We start from the raw sequence: 25,105 nt of genomic DNA on the forward strand, positions 1-25,105 counted from the left end.
TCCTGTGGAATCAACTCTTCGATTGAGGGCGGGAATAACCAGTTTTGCTGCTGGTTATAATCTTTAAATTTAATATTCATATCATTGGTTATCAGCAATTAAAGATACTAAAATCACCTAATAATGACAAATGTTAAACACAAAAAAGCCGTCTCAGTATTGAGACGGCTTCTTTTTGTTTTTTAATAGAATAAGATTAAAACCAACCCCTTCTAAAATAACTGGTGATCGCATTGAAGTTTAAAACCAAGGTGAATCTGATTCTTTGTCCATAATCTTTAAAGCCTGGTTCGAACCCTAAAGAACTTTGTACCGGGAAATACACTTCCAGAAAATCAGGAATTACTTTTACTTTCACGCCCGAATCCCAAATGAATTCAGCACCATGATTTTTGTTTTTATAAACTCCTGCATCCGCATAAACATTGAACCAACGCCATACATGAGAATCCACATTCACAGATGTGATCCACTTGTCTGCCGTAGTTCCCAGATAGGATTTAAAGCCTCCTTCCGCAATAATCAGCTGTTGCGCAAATAAACCGGAAGTGGCACTCTGTCCCAATAAACCGTACGAAAAGGCATAATTCGACACCCTTGAAATACCGTAGTCAAAGAGGTCGTTTTTGGTGTGGTTAGAAATAAAATATCCTCCAAAAAAGCGCATACTGATTTTTTTATCCTTTGCAAATTCCCACCGGTAAGAAAATTCGCTGGAAATTTTCTGGAAATCTTCCATCCACTGAAAATTGGCGTTGTAAGATTTCTCGTGAATTAAGGAGCGGTCAGAATAACCATATCCTAAATTCCACAAGTTGTATTTTCCGTATTCGGTTTGGTTTGTATTATTCGGGTTCAGATCTTTCTCTAAATAATTATACGTAAAACCAATATTTCTCCGAACATCAGAGCGGGGATCTTTGGCAAAATTAATGCCTATAAATCCCGCAATTTTCTGGTACGTTAAATCGTAATCATAATGAAAATGCGAGGCAGAAATACCAAAATCTAAACTCCTGTAAAAGCTGTCCGCCGGTTGAAAAGAGTATGCAACGCTACCGGAACCAGCTAACTGTCCGGTACCGGAGCTGAAAAAAGGAGTCAAGGAATATTGAAATTTTCTTTCAAATAAAGAAGCGTTCTTAAAATTCAACCCAAATAAAATCTTATCATAAACATTGAAACTTAATCGGGGATTCACATAAATCTCGTTGTATTCAGGATTGGGAATGTCTTTGAAAACTTTCAGTTTAATCCTTTTTCTGTTGGAGAAAAAACCTTCGGTATATAAATAATTATCGCGGAAGTTTTTCTCAGGGAAAATATAACCGTCATTAATAATGATTTTCTCCGCATTCGATTGTGGGATATTATAAGTCACCGTTTCCTTCGAATCCTCAGTGTCAAACCAATAAGTTTCTTTTTTACCCGATTTTTCTTCTGTTTCTATTTTAAAAGGAATCGTCTGTCTGGTGTTTTTTGCTACTTTAACCTGAAAGTTATCACCGGTTTTCGTAAAACGTTTCAAATTAAAATTCACGCGGTTTTTCTGTTGAATAAAGCGCTCTAAAAAATCAGACGAATAGCCGGATGCCAAAGAAAGCTCATCTAAAAACACTTTTTGATCTACCGGTTTCCCCGAATATTGAGTTAAATAATTCTTCAGAAAATCATCGAAATTCTCCTGACCCATTTTTTCTGCAATAAAAGAAAAAAGACTTCCTGTTTCAAAATGACTGATTGTAGCGGCATTGAAATTACTTAATTTGTCAAAAGGCTCACTGATTTTTTGATCCAGATTCTGCGCAACGATATACTGGTAGGCGAGTCCATATCTTTCACTGAGTTCCAGTTTCGAAATGCGCATCAGTTTTAAGGGCTGCATGCCGAAAAATTTCAGCTCATTCGGCAGATCTCCCAAGAGTTTTCTGTTTTTATAATAACGGTCGATATATTGGATTTCCAGGTAAGTCTTAAGCCCGTTCATCAGCCAATGGTCAAGGCTTTTATCGAAAACGACGGTTCGTTGAATAATTGCTTTTGATAAAATACTGAAATAATTAAGGTCGGTCTGTTCAGTATCCTTAAAGAGTTTATAATGGAATTTCCAAAATTTCAGGTCGTCGATTCCGGTAAAATCTTCGTCTTTTTTAAACTTTTCGCTGATGAAAATTTTGGACGGAAGCTTTCCAGTTTTGTTTTTAATGAAATGAAGTTGCAGCGGAAGATAAAACTCCAGATTCTGCTTTTCGGTTTTTGTTAAAAAATAGCCGAAACCGATTTCTATTTTTTCACCATCCACTTGGGTAATTATCTGGTCAGTCTTTTCTTTTGAAATTATAAATTCAGGATCTTTATTGAGTTTACCTTCAAAAGAATTGGGCTGAAGCTGTACCAAATTACTTTTGGCAAAATAACTTTCTGGAAGTTCAAACTTAATGTTCCAATAGTTCCCGGGACTTTGGTTTTCCTCAATATTCAGATAATATTTGGGTTTTTGATTTTCATCTTCGAAATAATCAGGAACAATGAAAAAATATTTTAAAGAGAATTTTTCATCCCCGATTCCGTAGCCTGTAAATTTTTCATCAGGAACATGAAGATTATATTTTAATGCTATTTTCACCCGTTCACCCGGTTTTAATTCCTGAGAAAGTGGGAAAAAAATATTTTCATCGTCACCGGAAATATAAGCCCAGTCCGAGGAACCGATTTTGATCTGTAATTCTGTTGTGTCGCCCAACTCTTGCGGTTTTGCAAAATACATTTCGTTTTTCCGGTCCTGAATGGTGCGGGAAAGAAGGGGCGTATTTCTGTTTTTATAAGCCGAAATCCAGTTGAGCAGTTTTATTTTTTTTAAAGGTAATATCGTGTTATTATAGTAAATTATTTCCTGATTAACTGAAATCAGATTACTGTTTTCAGTTATTTTTGCAGCAATGCTGATGGTATCCTGCTGTGCAGAAATTCCAACATAAACTAACAGGAACACGAGGGCAGAGGAATATCTTTTCATTTTCAAACGTAGCTCAAATATAACGATGTTTTTTAAAAATCAGTGTTATTTTTACGTATTTAGAAATTATAAGTAATTTTGATTATCTTTAAATAATGTACCCATTGAAACGGTTTGGATTATTATTGCTCTTAATTTCATTTCAAAATATTTCTTCCCAAGTAATTGAGACGACGCTACCACTGGTCATCGACGAAAGCAGGTCTTCAATCCGTACCCGTTTTGCACCGCCAAAAGGTTTTTACTGGGCGAAAGAGCAGCCCGGAAGTTTCAGCGAATTCCTGAATAATTTCCCGCTTCATCCCCCGAATTTCCCCGTCAGGGACTTTACAGGAGCTTTAATTGGGCATCAGCAACACCATATTGCACTTTTGAAAATTAATGTTGGAGAGAAAAATCTGCAGCAATGTGCAGATGCCTGGATTCGGCTGTATGCGGAATATTTATGGATCAATCAACGTTTTGATGATATCGGATTTGAACTGACTAGCAAGCAGTTTTTTTCGTGGAATGACTTTAAAAACGGTGCAAGAACCCTAGAAACAGGAAATAAAGTTCGTTTTGTAAACAGCGGAAAAGCAGATGATTCTTATGAAAACTTTCAGAAATATTTAGAAGTTATTTTCAGATATGCGGGGACGATTTCTCTGGACCGCGAATCGGTGCCTGTTACCAATAATGCGGCCATTAGAACAGGTGATTTTCTGATCAAACCCGGAAGCCCCGGTCATTCGGTGATTATTGTAGGCGTTGCCAGAAATGCATCGGGCAAAAAACTGTATTTACTGGCCGAGAGTTTTATGCCGGCGCAGGATATTCATATTCTGGTGAATCACAGAAATCCACAACTTTCCCCGTGGTATGAACTGGATGTTGATGCGCCCGAAACCGTTACGGCCAAATATATTTTTAAACCGACTTCAATTAAAAGGTTTCACGCTTTACGGTAATGGAGTTACGGATGATAGATGAGATCATCTTTTCCTATTAAAGAATACAATAATAAACAGCGCATATATTACTGGAGAAGTTTTAGTTTTGCACCTGTTTAAAAAAAATACGGTGTCCCAACTCTTATGGAAAATAAATTACCCAATTCCCTTCTTTATCTTTTGAGTATTTCGGCCGGTTTGGTCGTCGCTAATTTATATTATAATCAGCCTTTGCTGCATGATATTGCTTCAAGTTTTAAAGTAAGTGATTCAGAGGCCAGTAATGTGGCGCTCTCTACCCAAATCGGTTACGCGCTTGGGTTGCTGTTTATTATTCCGCTGGGCGACAAAGTCAGTAATCTGAAAATCATCAGACTCAATTTTTTGATTTTGGTGCTTTCTTTATTGGCAGCAGCGCTTTCACAATCCCTATTTTTATTAATATTCAGCAGTTTTTTAATCGGCTTTACCTCCACGCTTCCGCAACTTTTTGTTCCGATGGTTGCTCATTTAAGCAATGATGAAGGTCGCGGAAGAGCAATAGGAATCGTGATGAGTGGATTGCTCATCGGGATTTTGGGAAGTCGTGTCCTGAGCGGTTTGGTTGGTGAATATTTCGGTTGGCGAACGGTATTTTACGGCGCCGCAACATTGATGACTTTGCTGTTCTTTTTGTTAAATGCCAAACTCCCGGTCATTCAGCCGAAATTTGGCGAGAGTTATTTGAAATTGATGAAATCGCTTTGGTTTTATTTAAAAACCGAACCTACTTTGCGGTTGGCAACTTTGCGCGGCGCCTTGGCATTCGGTAGTTTAAGTGCTTTCTGGACGACCTTTGTATTCCTGATGGAAGATTCTTTCGGTTACGGAAGCGCTGTCGCAGGAGGATTTGGTTTGTTCGGGATTGCCGGTGCGCTGGGAGCAACCGTGGTCGGGAAACTAAACAGCCGCGTTAAAAAAAGCAATCTTATTATCGCAGGAGCCATTTTAATAATTGTTTCCTGGTTGATATTTTTAATTTCCTCACATTCAATTATCGGATTAATAATCGGCGTTATTTTAATTGATTTGGGAGTACAGAGCGTTCATATTACCAATCAGAATATTGTTTTTTCAAAAAATACAGAGGCCAGAAACCGCGTCAATACAATTTACATGGTCGGCTTTTTCATCGGAGGTGCTACCGGAACGAGTTTCGGGTCTCTCGCCTGGACTTATTTTGGTTGGACAGGCGTTTCCGCAGTAGGACTGGTTTTCTCCGGAATTATTTTATGCGTACAATTGTTGACCAATAAAAGAATAATTTAATCGGTCTGTTTTAATACTCAATCTTCAGAATTTCAAAAGTGCTTTTCCTGGATTCTAAATCTAAGATGGCCTGTTCTCCCACCTTTTTATGCATTAAAACTTTTGCTAAAGGAGTTGTAAATGCTATTTTGCCTTTTGAAATACTAGCTTCATCCACTCCAACCAGCTGAAATAGTTGAGTCGATTTATTTTCTACATTTTTAAAGGTTACTTTTGCGCCAAAATGTACTTCATCTTGCGGTAGTTTTTTGACATCGATGATTTTTGCGGAGGCAATTCTTTCATTTAATAACTGCAGTTTTGCATTGATATGATTGAAAGAAATGCGGTATTCTTTCTCCTGGGCAGAATCCAGGTTTTCCTGTTCCTGCAGTAATTTTTCACGTTCTTCCAGTAAAGAATCCATTCCCGTTTGGGTTACGAAGTTTTCAGTTCCCAGCGGTAAATCTGCTCTTGGCGGAACCAAAGGAACTTCTTCCTGGTCATCTTCTTTTACAAATCCTCTGCTCATTATTCTTTAATTTAATGCTAATGAATGCAACTTTTAGACCTTGACTGATGAATTATTAAAGTTAAAAAAAACTTCCGGAATGTGATACTCCGGAAGTTTGTCAATTTTATATAAGCTTTGTTTAGTCACAATTTCCATCAATATCACAACTTTCGCCACCATAAATGATTTGCAAACCTTTATCACCCGCAGAAAACTCTTTCCATGAGTTTTCTAAAACCTCTGTAAATGCTGCGGGAGGCTGTGCACCGGAAACCCCATACTTATCATTAATCACAAAAAACGGAACACCACTGATTCCCATTTGCTGAGCCAACATCATATCTCGGGTTACTTCCATGCCGAAATCATCAGACAGCAGTGCTTCTCTGATTTCGTTTTCCTCTAAAGAAACAGACTTCCCGATTTCAATTAAGGTTGCTTCATCATCAATGTTTTTGCCATCTACCAATTGGGCTTTAAATAAAGCTTCTTCGGCTTCATTTGCCAAGTTTTTTGTCGCTGCCAGTTGCAACAAAAGATGCGCCCGGTAAGAATTTGCAACTTTTTGATGATCAAAATTAAAGTCAATTCCTGCTGCTTTCCCGGCTTTGTAAACGTGCTCATACATTTCTTTCGCCTGTGCTGCAGAAACTCCTTTTGCTTCTGAGAAATATTCCAAAGAACTGATGTCCGGCTGTGTTTTTAAGTGTGGATCAAGTTGAAAACTGTGCCACGTGACTTCTATTTTTTCCTTATCAGGAAACTGTTCCAGGGCTTTTTCGAAATTCTTTTTTCCCACATAGCAGAACGGACAACGAATGTCGCTCCAAATATCTACTTTCATAACTTTTATTTTAAAATGCGATCAAATTTACGAATCTTTACATCAATTAACCTTGACATATGATAAGACGATGGCAGGCATGTTATCGAAGGGAAATGTCAGATCACCAATAAACCGGAGGTTTTTAAGACAATATGCCAAAAGGCGAGCGTGAGCAGTGATAACGGAATGCCGATGCCAACCATTAAATTACAGAGTTTGGGTTCTAACCTGTGGGTTGATGCGATAATGGCGGCAGTAATCATGGGTGCCATCGCTGATTCTAAAAAAGCAATTTCAATGATTTGTCCTCTTTGGTTAAATATGAAAAAATACAGGACGAAAATTACGGCCGGAAATAAGATCAGTTTAAACAAAAGTCCCCAAAACAACGGTTTTGCATCGCGGTCTAACTTCTGCCATTTGAGTTGGCTTCCGACCGAAACCAAAGCCAGCGGTACGGTGGTGGCACCGAGTTTTGCAAAGACATCGTCAATGACCAACGGAACTTCAATATTCAATAAGTTTAAAAAAACAGCCACCGAGAATGCAATAAACGGCGGGAATTTTAAAATCTTTTTCAGAATATCTGAGAAAGAACTTTTTCCGCCTGAATAAAAATTAGCAAAAATAATTCCCAGTGTTGAAAGTGCCACAAAAGAACCCGGTTGGTCCACGAGCATCACGGTTTTCAAACCACTTTCACCGTACAGCGACTGAATTACGGGGATTCCTACAAAAGACGTATTTCCAAAGCCGGCACACAGGATTAATGCACCGATAAGTGTTTTCGGCCATTTCATTTTTTTGCCCAGGAAACTGAAAAAGAGGAAAGCCAATACAATATTCAGCCACGGAACCATCACCGGAAATACCACCTGAAAATTCAGGATAATCTTCGGAATAAAATAAAGAGATAACGCTGAAAGAGAAATATTGATGACGAAAGCGTTCAACGCCAGATGTCCGTTTTGTGGGAACAGTTTTGTTTTTCGTAGGAAAAACCCCAAGAATAAACAAAGGAACAGTAAAATCAGATTAGACAAATTTTAGTTTTATTTAAAGATTTCTTTATTTTTAAATAAGGAAAGCAATCAGGGGACGGAATTTCATAAACCCCGCAGAGAAAACCACAGATTTTCAAAATGTTGATCTGTAAAACCGCCTTTATCAGCGGGAATGAGTTGCTTTATAATTGGGGTCACCTAAAGACTTTGCTCATACGCATTCCAGCCCGCGATTTTATAAGTCAAGGCTGATTTTTCAGGGTCATCAGATTTGTAAACGCCTCTTCCTACAATAATGAAATCGGTTTCCAGTTGGGTAAAGGCATGTTCAGGAGTATTGTACTGCTGACCTTTGCCATCGCCGGAGTCCGCCAAATTAATTCCTGGCGTAAACAAAAGCAATTCGTTTGGAATCTTATTTTGAGCCACGCCTCCAAAAACATTGGGATGAGATAAGGCAATTTTTGTTGCTTCTTCCCGGTAACTGGAATCTGTTAAAGTCCCTTTGGAGGACATTCCCAAAATTGCAACCACTCCTACATTTCTGAAACAGTCGAGGGAATCGTACCCTGCAATGACCTGGGCCGTTACCAAGTCTGCCCAGTTCGATATTTTATACATTCCGTACGCAAACTGTAGTTCCTGGGTGTTTCCAATGTCCGCAAATTTGCGGTCTTCCATCAAAAGGAAGTTGTATTTGGCCGCTAAATCTTTTAATGGTAAAATGGTTTGGTCTGAATTGAAATCGATTAAGATATCGATATGCGTTTTCAAAGCAACAATGTGTGGTCCCACTTTTTCAGCCAGTGCCAGGAGTTCCTGTGTAGTAGTAACATCCGCGGAAACAATAAGGTTTGATTTCTTTTCAATCGCAATTTCCAGCAGTTTCTGGGCGACAGAGTGGTCACAAAGATCCAGTTTCTGTTCGTAAGAAATTCTTTTTTCCTCTTTGAATTTTACAACGTTTCCGGCAAGAAAATCGTTGATTCTTTCAACTTCATCATCGGATAGATGGCCTTCTTCTTTCAGGATAGTACACACTTCTGAAATCGTAAAAAGCGTATGAACACGGAATCCCTTGCTTTCCAGAATTTCCTTTCCACCCTGTTGCCGGTCCAAAACCACCACGATATCTGAAACGGTAATTCCTTCATTTTCAATTTCCGGAATAGTTTCTAATAAAGAAGCGCCAGAAGTAATCACATCTTCCACCAGGAGGCAGTTTTGACCCTGCGTGTAAATGCCCTCCAGTATTTTTTTGGTGCCGTACTGTTTGGCTTCTTTGCGTTTGATAATTAAAGGCAGATAGCTTTCCAGAGACATTGCCGTCGCCATCGGAAGTGCCGCGTACGGAACCCCGCAGATCAAGTCGAAATTATCCAGAGGAAGCATGTCCAACATATAGTTAGCAAGCTTTTTCAGGATTTTTGGATCCGATGCCAACGGACGCAAATCCACATAAAACGGACTTTCAATGCCTGATTTCAATGTAAATCTTCCAAACTTGATGATGCCGAGCTGATAACACTCGAGAAAAAAATCTTTCTTAGTTTCCATATACTTTTTACTTTATTACAAAGTTAAGTTTTTCAATGAATTTTCGGGGAGTATTCAAAGGTTAAAAAGTATTAAAAGTGGGGTCGTGGTATTAAATCATTATTTTATTTGCAGCTCGAATGAGTCCAAATAAAAAAGCAGTCTTTTTAAGGCACTGCTTTATTTTAGAAATGCGTTTATAAACTTTGGATCTATTGGTGGAGAATAAAACAGAACTTTTTCTAACTGTAAATATTTAAATTTTTCGTAAAGCTTCCGGTTCCAGACTTTGCACTCAATGAAAAACTTTCACAGAAAGTCTCACGCACCAAATATAGGCTCCTTATTGATTAGTTATGAATGCTTTTTGATTGGTATTTTAAAATAACTACACTTTCGGTTGCATTAGTATAAAAAATGATATTTTTCACCAGTAGCACGCAGCATTAAATATTATGCCACCTGCCTAAAGGTAGAGTCGGTATAAGGTCTGAGCAAACCGGTTGATGACCAAAAGGTGATGTATTACTGAAATTAATGAGATATGGCCAACTGTCTTTTTTGTTACCCTTCACTTTATTGAATTCTCCTTATGTGTTTGAATAGAGGATGGTTATAAGTGGATTTGTGTAAAATTTTGCGCCACTTTCCGAATTAAAAATGTAACTTTATACATCAATAAAACATTATCGAAGCCGAATATCCAGTCGGCAAAGTTTTATCCACCGGTGGAGGAATTCATCACTTTATAAGATGGGAAACTGTCGGTTTCAAGATTCTAAAAAGAAGTGTTTTACGTCAAATATTAAAAAAAGCAAAACTAAAAATTAAAAACATGAATTACTATTTCTCAAAATCACTCGTCAATATAACCTTTGATGAAGCTATTCAAAAAGTAACAGAATCATTAAAGGAGGAAGGCTTTGGCATATTGACAGAAATAGACATTAAAGCTACCCTAAAGAATAAACTGGATGTAGATTTTTATAATTACAAAATCCTCGGGGCATGCAATCCGCCTTATGCCTACAAAGCTTTATTGGAAGAAGATAAAATAGGTGCAATGTTGCCTTGCAATGTAATTGTGCAGGAAAGAGAAACCGGACACATAGAGGTTTCTGCAGTTAATCCTAATGCATCTATGCAAGCGGTAGAAAACAAAGATTTGCAATCTATTTCCAATGAGATAAGTGCCAAGCTACAAAAAGTAATTAAAGCTTTATAGTATCGGGCCTTAATATGGCGAAAATATTTTCTTTAATAAAAAGCCATTTCACATCATTTGGAACCAGAGAAAATTTTAATCAGATTTTTTAAAAAAAACAAATGAATATTAACTTAAATAATTATGTAATGAAAAACTTTTTAATTTTTTTGGCCCTCCCAATACTGTTATTGACATCAAGTTGCAAATCTGCTTTTAGTGCTTCTAAAACCCTGCAAAATGATGAGAATCGTAAGGAACTTTATCAAAATATAATTTCAGATACAGTTAGATTTTCTGAATTTTTGGAAATGGCGAATAGTAATAAAAATGCCCGTATGATGATTTAAGAGCACAAATCGAAGATTCACCAAATTTTTTAAAAAAAAAAGAAAGCATTGGTAAATTCATTACCATCATTAAATTCATAGGTCAAATTTGCAAATTACAGGCTTACCAAATAATGAATTTGGTCACGAAAAAAATGAGATCGCATGTTGGTAGTCCTCTGGAATAGTTAAAACATTTTTAATGATCAATTTATAAAAATAATTCTTTCTTTAAAAATTTAAAAATTGACCAGTATCAGATTTCATAATGATGAAGATCATTTTGCTTCTGAGGAGGTTTATGGAACTTTGAGTTCCTTTAATAATGAAAGGATCATCATCAAATTTTATAAAAATCAAATAAGTGTTTAACAGGAAAGAGGAGGATTGCAGATATGTGGCATCTATTTTTATCAAAGACCGGCATTCTATAGGCAATTTTAAAAATTCCAAAATTAAAATTTCAAATTAAAATGAAAACAAATGTAGAATTACAACGGGACGTGCAGGAAGCAATCCAATGGGAGCCATTACTACACGCTGCGGAAATAGGAGTCACCGCGAAAGACGGTGTAGTTTCTTTGACAGGCGTGGTTGACAGCTATGCAAAAAAGAAAGAAGCAGAAGATGCTGCTAAAAGAGTGAGTGGCGTAAGAGCTTTGGTTGAAAATATTGAGGTGAAAATTCCCAGTGCCTGGTCAAAAACCGATGCGGAAGTCGCTAATGAGGTTTTAGAAGCTTTGAAAGCCGATTGGTCAGTTCCAAATGATAAAGTATCCGTAAAAGTAGAGGACGGTTGGGTGACTTTAGAGGGTGAGTTGCCCTGGAATTTCGAGAAAGAAGCCGCCAGCAACGCAGTGAAATATCTTACGGGAGTAAAAGGAGTCATCAATAATATAAAAATTAAATCCGAGGTACACGATAAAATTGAACAGAAAACCATTAAAAATGCCCTTAGAAGAAGTGCAATTGACGATAGTGAAATCGAGGTTTCAGTTTCAGGTACAACTGCTACTTTAACAGGAGTCGTTAATTCCTGGTATGCCAAAGAGGAGGCAAGCCGTATTGCCTGGAAAACACCTGGGATTTGGCATGTGAAAAATGAACTTGCAGTTGATTACGAATATGCTTATTAACCACTGATAACATTTTTTTAATGATACAGCCGCAATCACAGGTATTAAATCAAATGATCAGTATTGATCTGACTGAATCTGAAAAAGCTCAAAAGTGTTGAAACCGTATAATTTGCAAGCAGCGGTTAAAAGTCATTGGGATGCCGTAAAAACATCGCGAAGTTGGGAATCACTTCAGTGCCAAAATTTAAAATACTGTTCATTATTTAAAGCACTGAATGAAAAGGTGCTTTTAAATTTGTTTTCACAGTGTACAATAAGACATAAACACATTTGGAACCGAAACAATAATGAGTCGTGAAATTAATTTAAGATGAACGTAATGAAAAAACTGGAAAATAAAGTTGCCGTTATCACTGGTGGTTCAGGCAGCATTGGTAAAACGACCGCGAGATTATTTTTAGAAAATGGCGCTAAGGTACTTTTGGTAGATCTTTCTGAAGATGCACTGAAAAATACGGTGAAGGAATTAAATAGTGAGCAGGTAAAATATTGTGCAGCAGATGTGTCAAAAGCAGATGAGGTCAAAAAATATGTTAATGAAGCGGCACAGTTATTCGGGAAAATTGATGTTTTTTTCAACAATGCCGGTATTGAAGGGACCGTAAAACCCATCACCGATTATCCTGAAGAGGTTTTTGATAAAGTCATTTCCGTTAATATTAAAGGAGTGTGGTTGGGCAATAAATATGTTTTGCCCCAAATGAATGATGGCGGCAGTATCATTATGACTTCCTCGGTTGCAGGAATACGGGGTTTTGCGGGCTTAAGTGCTTACACCGCCAGTAAACACGCTGTGGTGGGTATTATGAGATGTACAGCAATTGAAGCTGCTCCGAGAAAAATAAGAGTCAATTCTGTACATCCGTCACCGGTAAATAACCGGATGATGCGTTCTATAGAAGAAACTTCATCTCCAGGCCATGGAGAAGAAGTTAAAAAACAGTTTGAAGCTGCTATACCGCTGGGACGGTATGCTGAACCTATAGAAATTGCACAATTAGTTTTATTTCTTGCCAGCGGTGACAGCCAGTTTATCACGGGTACAACCCAAGTTATTGACGGCGGAATGTGTGCACAGTAATACAGATTACAGACCTTTTATGATCAGTTTTCTGCAGGTTAAAACAAAACCGGAAGTATTGTAATTTAAACTTAAACCTCTTCCGATAAGGTGACTGTAATTTTAGCTGATGAAAATTTGCTTAGCCAAAAATGACCTTTGGAATATTGAGAGGTCTGCTTTTTAGGAAAACATCCATTTTTGAAAGGCTGATTCTTATTATTTGGATTTTTGCGGTTCCTTATAATATTCCCGGACAAAGAGGCTCAAAAGACACGCCGCTTGATTTGCTGAAAAAGCGCTTTGCTTAAGAAGAAATCAGCACAGAAGAGTATCAGGAAAGGAAAAAGATTCTTGAAGGCTAATCCAGACCTGAATATATTCTACAGTCTTTTTGCAGAAATGTACTTTTCCCTGTAAACCGCCCGGCACTTATCGTTATGGGTTTGCACTGGCATAGAAAACAGTTGACTGGAATCCTTTATTGTCAAATGCCAAATACCGTAGGAACAGGGCATCATTAAGGAACAATCAGAAGGAAGGTGATGATAAAAAATAGAGAAATTAAAAATAATGATAAGTTTAACGGTATATTGTACCAACAAAATGCATCAGTAATATGTCGGTCAAACATAATATTCGATCCGCAACCAGAAAAATAAAAGAATTCTTTGGGCTTTTTGGTCCTGGGATCACTACCGGTGCAGCTGATGATGACCCTTCCGGTATCGCCACCTATTCGCAAACCGGTGCACAATTTGGCTATGGGCAATTGTGGACAGCGCTGTATATGCTGCCCTTTATGACGGCTGTGCAGGAAGCCTGTGCGAGGATAGGGATGGTTACCGGCAAAGGACTTACTGCTGTTATCAAAGATCATTATAATAAAAAGGTACTGTATGCTTCCGTGGGGCTGGTTGTTATCGCCAACACCATTAATATAGGTGCAGATATCGGTGCGATGGCCGCCGCTGCGCAGCTTCTTATTCCTGTTCACTTTGTCGTACTTACGGTAAGCTTTACCATTCTTATCCTTTTGTTAGAGATCTTTATGAGTTATAGGGGGGTGTATTCAAAAGTACTTAAATGGCTGGCTTTATCACTGCTTGCCTATCCTCTCACCGCATTTATTATCGATCAGCCCTGGGCAGAAGTGTTAAAAGCATCTGTTGTTCCTCATTTTGAGTTTTCTTTTAGTTTTCTTTTCATCATTACTGGGGTGTTTGGTACTACCATTACCCCATATATGTTTTTCTGGCAGGCATCTCAGGAAGTAGAGGAGGAAAAGGAAAAAGGCCTCATACGGGATGGGAAGCCCAGAATCAGATGGGCACATATCCACGCTATGAGGAAAGACAATAACATTGGGATGATCATCTCGGAATTCACTACCTGGTGTATCATACTGGTCGGCGGAACTGTACTTCATAAGAGTGGCGTTACCGACATCGGAACTGCCGCCGATGCAGCCAGGGCTTTGGAGCCTCTGGTGAACTCTTTCCCGAATTCGGGACTTCTGTCCAAGATGATATTTGCTATAGGGATTATCGGTCTCGGTATGCTTGCAGTACCGGTACTATCGGGGTCGGCTTCCTATGCCGTGTCCGAGGTCTTTAATTGGGATGCGAGTTTAGGACTCAAATTCAAAAAAGCAAAAGGCTTTTATATGGTCATTATCCTATCAACCCTCATCGGCCTGGCAATGAATTTTATTGGCATTGATCCGGTAAAAGCTCTAGTTTATACCGCTGTACTCAATGGAGTAGCCGCAGTACCGCTGCTGTTTCTTATCGTACGGATATCCACAAGTGAACAGATTATGGGTGATTTCAAAAGCGGATGGCTGTCCAAAGGATTGTTATGGGCGACCTTTATCGTCATGGCAGCAGCATCTATTGCCATGTTCGCTGCCTTTTAACATCAAAAGAAGTTGATGTAAAATAAAGAAGTAAAATCTCAAAAAATACATGAATCTTAACTAGCGCTTCTGTAATACCCAAGACCGATCATCTTAAAGATAATTAATGGATATCTGTCTTTAATCATCATGATAAAATAGGTTGCAGCTTTTGTGACTGTTATGGTTTTTAAAACAAATAAAACAGGCTCTGATAATTCACAAGAATATATTTTAAAAACAATTAAAAATGCAAACTTTAAAGGTATTTCACACTCAAAAGACGCATGTCTGCATCAAAATGGTACATTCTGGGGACACCTGTGGGAATATTTACTGCGCAAATATCCTGCGGACTGATATTTTCCAGATGCATCATTAAAGCCCGCAAGCTGTTACCATGAGCCACAATCAAAACATTTTTACCCATTTTTAACTGCGCAGCGATCACATTTTCATAATATGGAATAACACGTTTAGCGGTATCTGCGAGACTTTCGCCGCCAGGTGGGCGGATATCATAACTTCTTCTCCAGACTTGGACCTGTTCCACCCCGTATTTCTGCGCCGTTTCTGTTTTATTGAGTCCCTGCAAACTGCCGTACATCCTTTCGTTCAGGGCACTGTTTTTTACGATGGGGATTTTTAAATGAATTTCATGGAGGATAATCTCCAGACTCTCCCAAGCTCTGACCAGCATGGAAGTGTATGCGATATCAAAAACATAACCCTTGAGTTTCGCGCCTGCATTCTTTGCTTCCTGGCGGCCAAGAGGGGTCAAACCAATATCGAGGCTTCCGGTGAAACGGTTCTCAAAATTGTATAGCGATTGCCCGTGTCGTACGAAGATTAATAGAGCCATTTTATCATTTTAAAGAACGGTTGAGTACAGTTGTAACCTGCTGAAATCAAGATAAAATTTACTGAGAACAGTGCTTAATTTGACCTTATCACTCATAAAACAGTTGAAAATTTTATGCTAAGTGTTTTTTACCCGGATCGTTTGTTATAATTTAATATTGCCCATCCATTAAAAAAAATAGCAAAGCCGATCAAGGCCAATATCTGGTATTTGATATCTGCCAGTCCGCTGCCTTTCAACATGACCATCCGCATCACTTCGATAAAATAAGAAACCGGATTAAATTTCGTGATAATCTGTGCCCAGTGCGGCATACTTTCAATGGGAGTGTACAATCCGCTCAACAGATTAAAAACCATTGTCACGAAAAAAGACACCAGCATCGATTGCTGCTGAGTTTGGGCATAGGTAGAAAGCAATAAACCCAGTCCGAGTATCGCCAGGAGGTAAATGGTTGCAAACATATAAATGGTACTGTAATGACCCAGCGGCACTATTCCGTACACGAATCTGGCGATGAGGAGTCCCATGGTCAAAACGATGATTGCCAGCATCCAAAACGGAATGAGTTTACCCAAAATAAACTGTATTTTCCTGATGGGGCTTACATTGATCTGTTCGAGAGTACCCATTTCTTTTTCCCTGACGATATTGTTTGAAGCGAAGGACGAACCGATCATCGTTATGAGCATGACCAGTATTCCGGGAACCATAAAAACACGGTAATTCATATTAGGATTGTACCAGTTGGCTGAAACGATTTTGATAGTAGGTTGTGGGTTAAACCGCTGATCCTGTAACCATTGTGTGCGGATGTCCTGATTGTAATCCTGTATGATCTGTTGTATATAAGCGCCTCCCAATCCGGCTTTAACACCATTTACAGCATCTACCGCAACGAAAAGGGTACCCTGATCTTCTTTGATGAGGTTTCTTTCAAAATGGGCCGGAATTTCCAGAATAAGATCGGTTTTGTCTGATTCAATGGCTTTCATTCCCTGCTGAAAACTGGGGCTGTAATCTTTCAGACGGAAATATCCGGAAGATATTACCTTATTGACGAGCTTACGCGAGTATTCAGAATGGTCACGATCGACTACGCCCAGGTTTATGTTTTTGATTTCATAGTCAGCGGCGAGGGGTAAAATAAGCAACTGTACCATAGGCATGACAAACAGTATTCTTATAATGGCCGGGTCCCGGAAGATCTGTAACAGTTCTTTCCACAACAAAAACTTCATCATTCTCATGTCAGCCTGATTTTAAATTTATAAATACTTGCGACAAGTAATATTGACGTCATGGCAATTAAAACCAGAGTTTCCTTCCAGACTGATGCAAAACCAAGTCCTTTAATCATGACATCTTTTACGATGATGAAATACCATTTTGCCGGTACCAAATTGGATATGACCTGCAAAGGAACAGGCATATTTTCAATAGGAAACATAAAACCGCTGAACAGCAGGGTCGGCAGGAATAAGCTCATCATTGAAGTAAACATCGCTGTTTGCTGCGTCTTGGCTGTATTGGAAATCAATATTCCCACCGAAAGAGAGGTAACGGTAAATAAAATGCTCTCGGCAATCAATAAACCCAGGTTTCCGGTGATGGGCACCTCCAGTGCGTAAACGCTGAGCAAAAGTATGCTGGCGATATTGACCATCGAAACCAGAAGATAAGGAATCGTTTTGGCAATGATGATCCGAAAGGGTTTTAAAGGAGACACCAAAATGACTTCCATCGTGCCCATTTCCTTCTCCCTGACAATCGAGATGGAGGTCATCATGGCGCATACCAGCATCAATACGAGTGCCATGACGCCGGGGACAAAATTGTAAGCTCCTTTCAGTTCAGGGTTGTAAAGCATTCTCCGTTGGGTATGGATGGTGTATGGCATTTCCTGATCAGGATTGATCGTCTGCTGATAATCCTTAATTATTGAAGTGGCGTAATTGGTAAGGGTATTTGCGGTATTGGGATCAGAAGCGTCGGCTATGAGCTGTATCTGAGCCTGATTGCTGTGCAGGAGATCATATCTGAATTTTGCCGGAAATACAATGGCCACCCTCATTTCATCCTTACGGAAAGCAGCTTCAATATCTTTATACGAATAAAGGTTCCTGGCCAGATCGAAATATCTGCTGGCGGCTATTTCATTGGAGATCACCATGGTGGCTTCGTCTTTGGACTGATCGAAAATTCCGATTTTAGAGTTTTTAACCTCAGTAGTAAGGGCAAAGCCATACAGAACAATCTGGATAATGGGCATAAAAAGAAGAATGAACAGCGTTCTGCGGTCTCTCCAGATGTGGAGCCATTCTTTTTTCACAAAAATTAAAAACTGTTTCATTTTTTTAGGATTTAATTTTCTGTCCGTACCGCTTTTCTTGCCAGCTGTAAAAAAACACTGTCCATCGATGATGCCGAATACTGTTTCATAAGATTTTCGGGGGTGTCGAGCGCATCAATCCTTCCATCCACCATAATAGAAATCCGGTTGCAGTATTCTGCTTCATCCATATAATGGGTTGTAACAAAAATGGTGATGCCTTTTGCAGACGCTTCATAAATCAGATTCCAGAATTCCCGTCTTGTAATGGGATCGACACCGCCTGTGGGTTCATCCAAAAAAACGATGGCGGGATCATGAATGATGGCAATCGAGAAAGCCAGTTTTTGCCGCCACCCGAGAGGCAAAGCCTTCACCAGTGTTTTTTCCTGACCCACGATGTGCAGCTGCTCCAGCAGGAAGGCTGTTTTTTCCTTAATCAGTTTATCAGTTAAACCGTAGATGCCGGCATAAAACCGGATATTTTCTCTAATGGTCAGGTCTTCATAAAGAGAGAACTTCTGACTCATGTAACCGATGTGTTTTTTGATCTGTTCGTTCTGTTTGTAAACATCAAAGCCGGCGACGGTGGCCAATCCCGAAGTAGGCAGAGACAAGCCGCACAGCATGCGCATCGCAGTAGTTTTACCGGCGCCATTGGCTCCTATAAAGCCAAAAATTTCCCCTTTTCTCACGTCAAAAGAAATTTTATCGACTGCGGTAAAATCACCAAACTGTTTGGTGAGCTCTTTGGCTGTTATTACTTTTTCTGTTTCCATGGTTATTCCTGCATTAATGCCATAAAACAATCTTCGACACTGGGTTCAATTAATTTAACTTCGCTCTGGCTGTATTTTCCCTGTGCAATAATCTGTTCCAATTGGGCTTTACTGTTTCCCTCAGTTTTAAAAACAACGTGATGCACCTGCCCAAAAGGATAGCAACTTGCTATTGATGCATTTTTTTTAATGTCATTCATCAGCCGGAACATATCGTCGGCTTTTACAGACCATAACTGTTTTTTAAATTCACTGACAATACCTTTTGGGGTATTCACTGACAAAAGCTTTCCTTTCTGGATCAGCGCCACTCTGTCGCAAAGGCTGGCCTCGTCCATATAAGGGGTAGAAACCAGTATTGCGATGCCCTGATTTTTGAGCCTGTAAAGCATTTCCCAGAATTCTTTGCGGGATACCGCATCGACCCCCGTTGTAGGTTCATCGAGAAACAACACGGATGGTTTGTGAATGAGCGCGCAGCAAAGTGCCAGCTTTTGCTTCATCCCTCCGGACAGCTGGCCTGCTTTCCGTGTTTTAAAAGGTTCGATCTGCCGGTAAATCTCCTTGATCATTTCATAATTCTGTTCAATAGTGGTATTAAAAATTGTGGCAAAAAACTCGAGATTTTCCTGAACCGACAAATCTTGGTACAAGGAAAATTTTCCGGGCATATAACCGATGCTGCTGCGTATCTGTTTGTAATCTTTGATCACATCAAAACCATCTATTGAAGCACTTCCGCTGTCAGCCAACGCCAGGGTTGTCAGAATATGGAAAAGAGACGTTTTTCCTGCACCATCGGGACCGATAAGACCGAATATTTCTCCTTTTTCCACGCTGAAGGTGATGCCTGTTACGGCCTCAATGACTTCCTTTTTCACCCGATAGGTTTTTGTGATATTTTCAATGATTATGGTGGGGCGCATTTCATTAAAATTTTACATTACCATACATTCCGATTTTCAAATAACCATCGTTCTTTACGTGAATCTTAACCGCATAAACAAGATTAGCCCGTTCTTCTTTGGTCTGAATGGTTTTGGGGGTAAATTCTGCTTTATCAGAGATCCAGATAATGGTACCGGTGTATGTTCTGTAAGAATTCGGACTGCTGTCTACCAGTACTTTTACCTGTTGGTTTAGTTTGATTTGTGCCAGTTGTGTTTCTGTAATATAAGCCCTTAAGGTAATTACAGATAAATCACCGATTTTATACACGGGTTTTCCTATGGCGGTCATTTCGCCAGCCATTGCATATTTTGTGAGTACAGTTCCGTTTATTGGATTGCTGATGTTTGTTCTTTTCAGCTGATCGTTAATTTGTGCTACCGATTTTTTTAAGGGCTTAAATTCGCTCAGTACCGAACTGTTTTGGACAGCTGTTGTGGTTTCCTGCACTTTTATCTGTTGTTCCTGCACTTTTATTTGTTTTTGCAGTACCTCGATTGCATTATTCCAGTCATCCAGTTGTTTGCCGGTAGCCGCGTCTGCTTTTAATAATCTTTCGGTACGTTTTTTTTCATGGATTGCATTAGCGAGCTGAACTTTCTGTACCGCAATTTGATCTTTGAGCATTTTAACCTGAGGTCTTACGTCCATTGTTTTTTGATGTAATGCAGCCATAGTGGCCTCCACCTGCGCTTTTTGTAAATTAAGAGGGATAGAGTCGATCACACCTACAACGCTCCCTTTTTTAAGTATTGAGCCTTCCTCCACATTTAGGGATATTATCTTACCCGGTACTTCCGATGAAACGATGACTTCATCTACCTCAAAGGTACCTTCGGCATCATACAATGCATTGTTTGAATTGCATCCCGTGACAGTCAGACCCAGTAGAACGGTGTATAAAAAGCTCCTGATTTTCATTATTGATTGTTTAGCGTTTGAATGTTTCCTGTGGTGCTTTGATAATTGTACTGATCCTGTAAAAGCTTTATTTCATGAAGGATACGGGTCTGTCGGGCTTTATTCTCTGCATTGACTTCATTGATGTAATCGTGAGCGCTTAAAACTCCGTTTTCCAACTGTGCGGCAGCTGCCTTTTTTACAGATTCGAGTAAAGCAATGATAGCGTCGTCTTTTTTAAAAAGTTCTGCATATTTTTCGATGCTGGCGCGTTGTTGTTTTTGGGAAATTTTGGTGTTGAACAGAAAAGTTTCCTTTTGTATGTCAAGTGTTTCTTTGTTTAGAGCCAGTATTTTCTTTTGATTTTGTAAGGTATATAAACCTCCCAGGTCCCAATTTAATCTGAGTCCGCCAATATAATACCAGGAAAAATCGTTGCTCAGTGGGTTGAGACCCGGGCGCGCATATCCGCCCTGAACAAAAAAGCCAAGTCTCGGCCGAAGCTGTATTTTTAAAAGTTGTTCCTGCAAATCATCTATTTTTTTCTGCGCATCATAAAATAAAATTTCCGGCCGGTTGATTTCTTCTGAAATGATGGGAGCGGCCGGTTTTTCAAGAATAGAGTTTTCATCAAGAGGAACATTGATGAATAAACTCAGCATACCCAGGTATGCTTTTTTTGTGGCATTTAATTCTATCTGAGACTGTTCCGCCTGTAACAGTTGGGCAGTAAGTTCATCCACATTGCTTCGGTAGGCGACACCGTTTGCAACCAAAGCTTTGGTCTTGTCGATTCCATTCTGAATATCAGATTTCAATAAACCGTTGATTTTTAACTGTTCATCAATGATTACAGCGCCAAAAAACAATTGGTTAATACGGTCGTATAAAGTGTATAATTCGATTTTCAGATTTTGCTGCTGAACGGTTTCGTTGGCTTTTGCAGCTTTTTTTTGATTGGATATGCGCCCGCCATCATAGATCACCTGGTTTATTTCACCGTAGATTTTATATTGATCCTTTCTGTAATTAGGTAATGTAAAAAGAGGGTTGTTCAGCGGAAAATCAGTCACCGTAGACTGGTAAGTAGCTTGCCCGTTAATGGATAAAGTAGGCAGATATCCTTTGGCTGCATTGGCAACAGAATATTCAGCTGTTTTTGCAATCAGGTGCGCCTGCTGGATGAGCGGATAATTTTTGTAGGCCAGTTGGTAGGCTGATGCGATGTCAACTTTTGCAGGCTCCTGTGCATGGATATGGTGTCTGCCAAAAAGCATGACAACAGATATAATGGTTGCCATTGTAAATTTCCTCCTGAGCGAATTTGTTGGTTTTATCATAATGCAATCCTTATTGAACTTTTGGCAGGTAAATGTTTCTATGGAATCATCAATGCAGGTGAATCCTGATGTTGGCTGTTTAGGCCGTGTTTATGGATCACGGGTCATCATTTTAAAATTTTCACTTTTTTTTGTACTCCATATCCACAGGCAGATGTATGGAGTGTACGTTTATTATTATATTAAATTTCGGATTTATTAAGTCTGTACAGTTATATATTTATAAAAATAAATTATACATATAGCAGATGAGCAGTCGTTTGTGACAACATTTTGCAACAAAACTCAAACTGCAATTTTGCCCAATAGGCGACTTTATTTCCATTTGAGATGGTTAACCCTACCGATGATTTTGATCTCGGCACAGAATTTATCCGGAATATACTTTTGCAAAGTTCCAAACCTGTTTTCCGGTTTTGGTTGGTGGATGTAAAAAAAGAGAAGAAAACAGATAAAGACCTTTATTGAAGAAATAAAGGCTCATAATCCGGGAGAAGACAGTTTTGCGCAGTTGCAAAATCTAACCGTCACCTCAAAGAATTCACTTGGTGTTGTGCGGTCAATTTTAGATGTTCCTACAACCTTAATTATTTCGCATCCAAATTGAAAGCAATAATTCTGGTTTCCTGCGGTAAAATATTATTATGCTGTGTTTTAAGAAGATTCTTAACTGTTTGAAGTATTTGCCTTCCAAAAGAAAATTATCAGTGGCAGCGGTGAAAAATAAACTTTCATCTTAAAAACTTTTATTAATTAAAATTAAGCATTATTTTTGGGTGAATATTATGATTTTAAACAGCCTATTTACCCATCAGCGGACCGGAAACCATCCCGCAACTTCAGCTTCGCGAACCGATTTCCAGAGAGATTTTGACCGTATTATTTTTTCAGCGGCATTCCGAAGATTACAGAATAAAACCCAGGTTTTTCCGCTTCCCGGAAGTGTTTTTGTACACAACCGACTGACGCATTCTCTGGAAGTTTCTTCTGTTGGCCGAAGTTTGGGAAGTGCCGTCGGAGATTTTATTTTTAACAATTATAAAAATGATCTCGATGAGAATGCCCAGAATTTTTATCAGCATAATTTACACAATGTCATTGCTGCCGCCTGTTTGTGTCATGATGTAGGAAATCCTGCATTCGGACATTCTGGCGAAGATGCCATTGCCAGTTATTTTGAAAAAAATGAAAAAGATTTAAAAGGGAAATTCAACGAAAAAGAATGGCAGGATCTGGTGAATTTCGAAGGAAACGCCAATGCTATAAGGGTTTTAACTCACCAACAGAACGGGAAAGATGAAGGCGGAACGCAATTAACGTATACCACGCTTGCAAGTATTGCAAAATATCCGTGTGAAGCAATTGCCAAGAAAAAAGGGATCATTCACCGCAAGAAATTCGGTTTTTTTCAAAATGAAAAAGAGACCTTTCTGAACATTGCAAAATCGGTTCATCTTCATCAGGAAAGTGAGGAGCCAACGATTTTTAAAAGACATCCTTTTGTGTGGCTGGTAGAAGCTGCTGATGATATTTGCTACAACATCATCGATATGGAAGATGCGCACCGGTTGGGAATTGTTTCTACTTCTGACTGCGAAAATCTGTTCCTCGAACTGATAAAATCCGAAAATGGAAATACCAAAAGAGTAGAAGATAAATTAGCGATTTTGACCAATGCTAATGAGAGAATTTCTTACTTAAGAGCAAAAGTAATCAATGCATTGATTAATAAATCCATTCAGATTTATCAGGAACGTTTTCTGGATATTTTACACGGCACATTAGACAAAGCACTGCTTGATATTTATAAAATTGACAATCCGTCTTTGCAGGAAATCGAAAACTTTTCAATTGATAAAATTTACAATCATAAAAACGTCATCGAAATAGAAAATGCCGGTTATAACGTAATGTACGAATTGCTGAATCATTTTATTCCGCCGATTTTGACAGAGAAATCCCAGCGGAAATCTTACGATAAAATGGCTTTGAAGCTTTTGCCCAAACAGTTTCTGTATGAAGATGCATCTGATTACCAAAAAGTTCTCGGTGTAATTGATTTCGTTTCCGGGATGACCGACAATTTCGCGACTGATTTATATAGAAAAATTAAAGGAATTGATATCGGAATGACGATGTAAATTCGCGAAATTTTAATTATCTTTATCCAAAATCAAAACGATTTAATAAAAACCATTAAAAAAATTCCAATGACTTATTTAGGATTTATTATCTTTTTCGCCCTTGTTGTTTTATTTGCCTCCTTTTTTACGGTGAAGCAGGCAACCGCTGCAATTGTAGAGCGCTTAGGGAAATTTCATACCGTACGCCAATCGGGTTTACATTTAAAAATTCCGTTCATCGATCAGGTTGCCAAAAGAATGAATCTGAGAATTCAGCAGTTAGATGTGATTATTGATACCAAAACTTTGGACAACGTTTTCATCAGAATGAAAGTTTCCGTTCAGTATCAAGTTATCGCCTCGCAGGTTGCCGACTCTTTTTACCGGTTAGAAAATCCGGAAAACCAAATCACCTCTTACGTTTTTGACGTAGTAAGAGCGGAAGTCCCAAAGTTGAAACTGGATGATGTTTTCGTAAGAAAAGACGACGTTGCAATTGCAGTCAAAGGAGAACTTCAGGAAGCGATGCAAAGTTATGGTTATGACATTATCAAAGCGTTGGTAACCGATATCGATCCCGATGAACAGGTGAAACATGCGATGAACAGAATTAATGCTGCGGAACGTGAAAAAACGGCTGCAGAATACGAATCTGAAGCACAGAAAATCAGAATTGTTGCCGTAGCGAAAGCTGAAGCGGAATCTAAAAAATTACAGGGTCAAGGTATTGCCGATCAGCGGAGAGAAATCGCCGCCGGTTTGGTAGAATCCGTGAAAATGCTGAACGAAGCGAATATCAATGCACAGGAAGCTTCTGCTTTAATTGTGGTAACACAGCATTATGATACGCTTCAGGCAATTGGTTCCACGAACAAAAGCAGCTTGGTATTGTTGCCGAATTCGCCAAATTCCGCAAGTACTTTATTAAATGATTTAATGGTTTCTATGGCTGCCACCCAGCAAATGGAACATATTAAAGAATAAGAGAACTTTCTATGTTATATAATTAAAACCAACTTTTCGGAGTTGGTTTTTTTTGGCGGAAATTTTGAAAAATGAGTTATTTATATAAGATGA

At 38.8% G+C, this 25,105-nt stretch carries 21 protein-coding genes; 9 read left to right on the forward strand and 12 right to left on the reverse strand.

The window, feature by feature from the left end; genetic code table 11:
• Positions 1–196 precede the first annotated feature (196 nt).
• Positions 197–3,016, reverse strand: a complete 2,820-nt coding sequence (locus QF004_RS13600) for an aminopeptidase (RefSeq protein ID WP_307427357.1) — start codon at positions 3,014–3,016, stop codon at positions 197–199.
• Positions 3,017–3,111: 95 nt separating this feature from the next.
• On the opposite strand from QF004_RS13600, the gene QF004_RS13605 reads away from it, so the two are divergent.
• Together QF004_RS13605 and QF004_RS13610 are read left to right on the forward strand one after the other, a co-directional pair.
• A complete protein-coding gene (locus tag QF004_RS13605) occupies positions 3,112–3,966 on the forward strand; it encodes a DUF4846 domain-containing protein (protein ID WP_307427360.1) in 855 nt (284 codons plus the stop codon).
• A 126-nt stretch (positions 3,967–4,092) separates the two neighbouring features.
• Positions 4,093–5,256: an MFS transporter gene (locus QF004_RS13610; protein ID WP_307427363.1), complete on the forward strand. Its 1,164-nt coding sequence runs from the start codon at positions 4,093–4,095 to the stop codon at positions 5,254–5,256.
• Positions 5,257–5,266: 10 nt separating this feature from the next.
• On the opposite strand, the gene QF004_RS13615 is transcribed toward QF004_RS13610, so the two are convergent.
• From QF004_RS13615 to pyrF, 4 genes are all read right to left on the reverse strand, one after another.
• Complete coding sequence (locus QF004_RS13615; RefSeq protein ID WP_307427366.1) at positions 5,267–5,767, reverse strand: GreA/GreB family elongation factor; 501 nt, start codon at positions 5,765–5,767, stop codon at positions 5,267–5,269.
• 121 nt (positions 5,768–5,888) lie between these two features.
• Positions 5,889–6,593, reverse strand: coding sequence for a DsbA family protein (locus QF004_RS13620; RefSeq protein ID WP_307427368.1), 705 nt, complete (start codon positions 6,591–6,593; stop codon positions 5,889–5,891).
• A gap of 98 nt (positions 6,594–6,691) precedes the next feature.
• Positions 6,692–7,618, reverse strand: a complete 927-nt coding sequence (locus QF004_RS13625; protein WP_307427371.1) for an AEC family transporter — start codon at positions 7,616–7,618, stop codon at positions 6,692–6,694.
• A gap of 159 nt (positions 7,619–7,777) precedes the next feature.
• On the reverse strand, positions 7,778–9,136 hold the full coding sequence (gene pyrF, locus QF004_RS13630) for an orotidine-5'-phosphate decarboxylase (RefSeq protein ID WP_307427373.1): 1,359 nt from the start codon (positions 9,134–9,136) through the stop codon (positions 7,778–7,780).
• An 814-nt stretch (positions 9,137–9,950) separates the two neighbouring features.
• Between pyrF and QF004_RS13635 the strand changes: the two genes are divergently transcribed.
• From QF004_RS13635 to QF004_RS13655, 5 genes are all read left to right on the forward strand, one after another.
• Positions 9,951–10,340, forward strand: a complete 390-nt coding sequence (locus QF004_RS13635; protein ID WP_133440025.1) for a DUF302 domain-containing protein — start codon at positions 9,951–9,953, stop codon at positions 10,338–10,340.
• A 101-nt stretch (positions 10,341–10,441) separates the two neighbouring features.
• The gene (locus QF004_RS13640) at positions 10,442–10,669 is read left to right on the forward strand and encodes a hypothetical protein (RefSeq protein WP_133440026.1); all 228 of its coding nucleotides are present in this window, start codon (positions 10,442–10,444) and stop codon (positions 10,667–10,669) included.
• Positions 10,670–11,121: 452 nt separating this feature from the next.
• Positions 11,122–11,784: a BON domain-containing protein gene (locus QF004_RS13645; protein ID WP_307427378.1), complete on the forward strand. Its 663-nt coding sequence runs from the start codon at positions 11,122–11,124 to the stop codon at positions 11,782–11,784.
• Between the two features lie 322 nt (positions 11,785–12,106).
• Positions 12,107–12,868 carry an SDR family NAD(P)-dependent oxidoreductase gene (locus tag QF004_RS13650; protein ID WP_133440028.1) on the forward strand — a complete coding sequence of 254 codons (762 nt, stop codon included), beginning with the start codon at positions 12,107–12,109 and terminating at the stop codon, positions 12,866–12,868.
• 598 nt (positions 12,869–13,466) lie between these two features.
• A complete protein-coding gene (locus QF004_RS13655) occupies positions 13,467–14,765 on the forward strand; it encodes an NRAMP family divalent metal transporter (RefSeq protein WP_307427381.1) in 1,299 nt (432 codons plus the stop codon).
• 238 nt (positions 14,766–15,003) lie between these two features.
• Here the strand turns inward: QF004_RS13655 and QF004_RS13660 are convergent, their stop codons facing one another.
• The 7 genes from QF004_RS13660 to QF004_RS13690 form a co-directional block, all read right to left on the reverse strand.
• Positions 15,004–15,606: a 2,3-diphosphoglycerate-dependent phosphoglycerate mutase gene (locus QF004_RS13660; RefSeq protein WP_307427384.1), complete on the reverse strand. Its 603-nt coding sequence runs from the start codon at positions 15,604–15,606 to the stop codon at positions 15,004–15,006.
• Positions 15,607–15,734: 128 nt separating this feature from the next.
• The gene (locus tag QF004_RS13665; RefSeq protein ID WP_307427387.1) at positions 15,735–16,850 is read right to left on the reverse strand and encodes an ABC transporter permease; all 1,116 of its coding nucleotides are present in this window, start codon (positions 16,848–16,850) and stop codon (positions 15,735–15,737) included.
• Positions 16,851–16,852: 2 nt separating this feature from the next.
• Positions 16,853–17,959: an ABC transporter permease gene (locus QF004_RS13670; RefSeq protein WP_307427389.1), complete on the reverse strand. Its 1,107-nt coding sequence runs from the start codon at positions 17,957–17,959 to the stop codon at positions 16,853–16,855.
• An 11-nt stretch (positions 17,960–17,970) separates the two neighbouring features.
• Positions 17,971–18,717: an ABC transporter ATP-binding protein gene (locus tag QF004_RS13675; protein ID WP_307427392.1), complete on the reverse strand. Its 747-nt coding sequence runs from the start codon at positions 18,715–18,717 to the stop codon at positions 17,971–17,973.
• A 2-nt stretch (positions 18,718–18,719) separates the two neighbouring features.
• Complete coding sequence (locus tag QF004_RS13680; RefSeq protein WP_307427395.1) at positions 18,720–19,643, reverse strand: ABC transporter ATP-binding protein; 924 nt, start codon at positions 19,641–19,643, stop codon at positions 18,720–18,722.
• 4 nt (positions 19,644–19,647) lie between these two features.
• Entirely contained in the window at positions 19,648–20,586 is a 939-nt protein-coding gene (locus tag QF004_RS13685) for an HlyD family secretion protein (RefSeq protein ID WP_307427399.1), read from the reverse strand.
• Positions 20,586–21,866 (reverse strand): TolC family protein, encoded by a 1,281-nt coding sequence (locus QF004_RS13690; RefSeq protein ID WP_307427402.1) that lies wholly within the window; start codon positions 21,864–21,866, stop codon positions 20,586–20,588. The genes QF004_RS13685 and QF004_RS13690 overlap by 1 nt, the downstream gene beginning before the upstream one ends.
• Before the next feature lie 824 nt (positions 21,867–22,690).
• Between QF004_RS13690 and dgt the strand changes: the two genes are divergently transcribed.
• Together dgt and QF004_RS13700 are read left to right on the forward strand one after the other, a co-directional pair.
• Positions 22,691–24,046 (forward strand): dGTP triphosphohydrolase, encoded by a 1,356-nt coding sequence (dgt, locus tag QF004_RS13695; RefSeq protein WP_307427405.1) that lies wholly within the window; start codon positions 22,691–22,693, stop codon positions 24,044–24,046.
• A gap of 69 nt (positions 24,047–24,115) precedes the next feature.
• The gene (locus QF004_RS13700; protein ID WP_133440037.1) at positions 24,116–25,012 is read left to right on the forward strand and encodes an SPFH domain-containing protein; all 897 of its coding nucleotides are present in this window, start codon (positions 24,116–24,118) and stop codon (positions 25,010–25,012) included.
• The last annotated feature ends 93 nt before the right edge of the window (positions 25,013–25,105 follow it).

This window comes from Chryseobacterium sp. MDT2-18 (assembly GCF_030815285.1).
Taxonomy (GTDB): Bacteria; Bacteroidota; Bacteroidia; order Flavobacteriales; family Weeksellaceae; genus Kaistella; species Kaistella salivictor.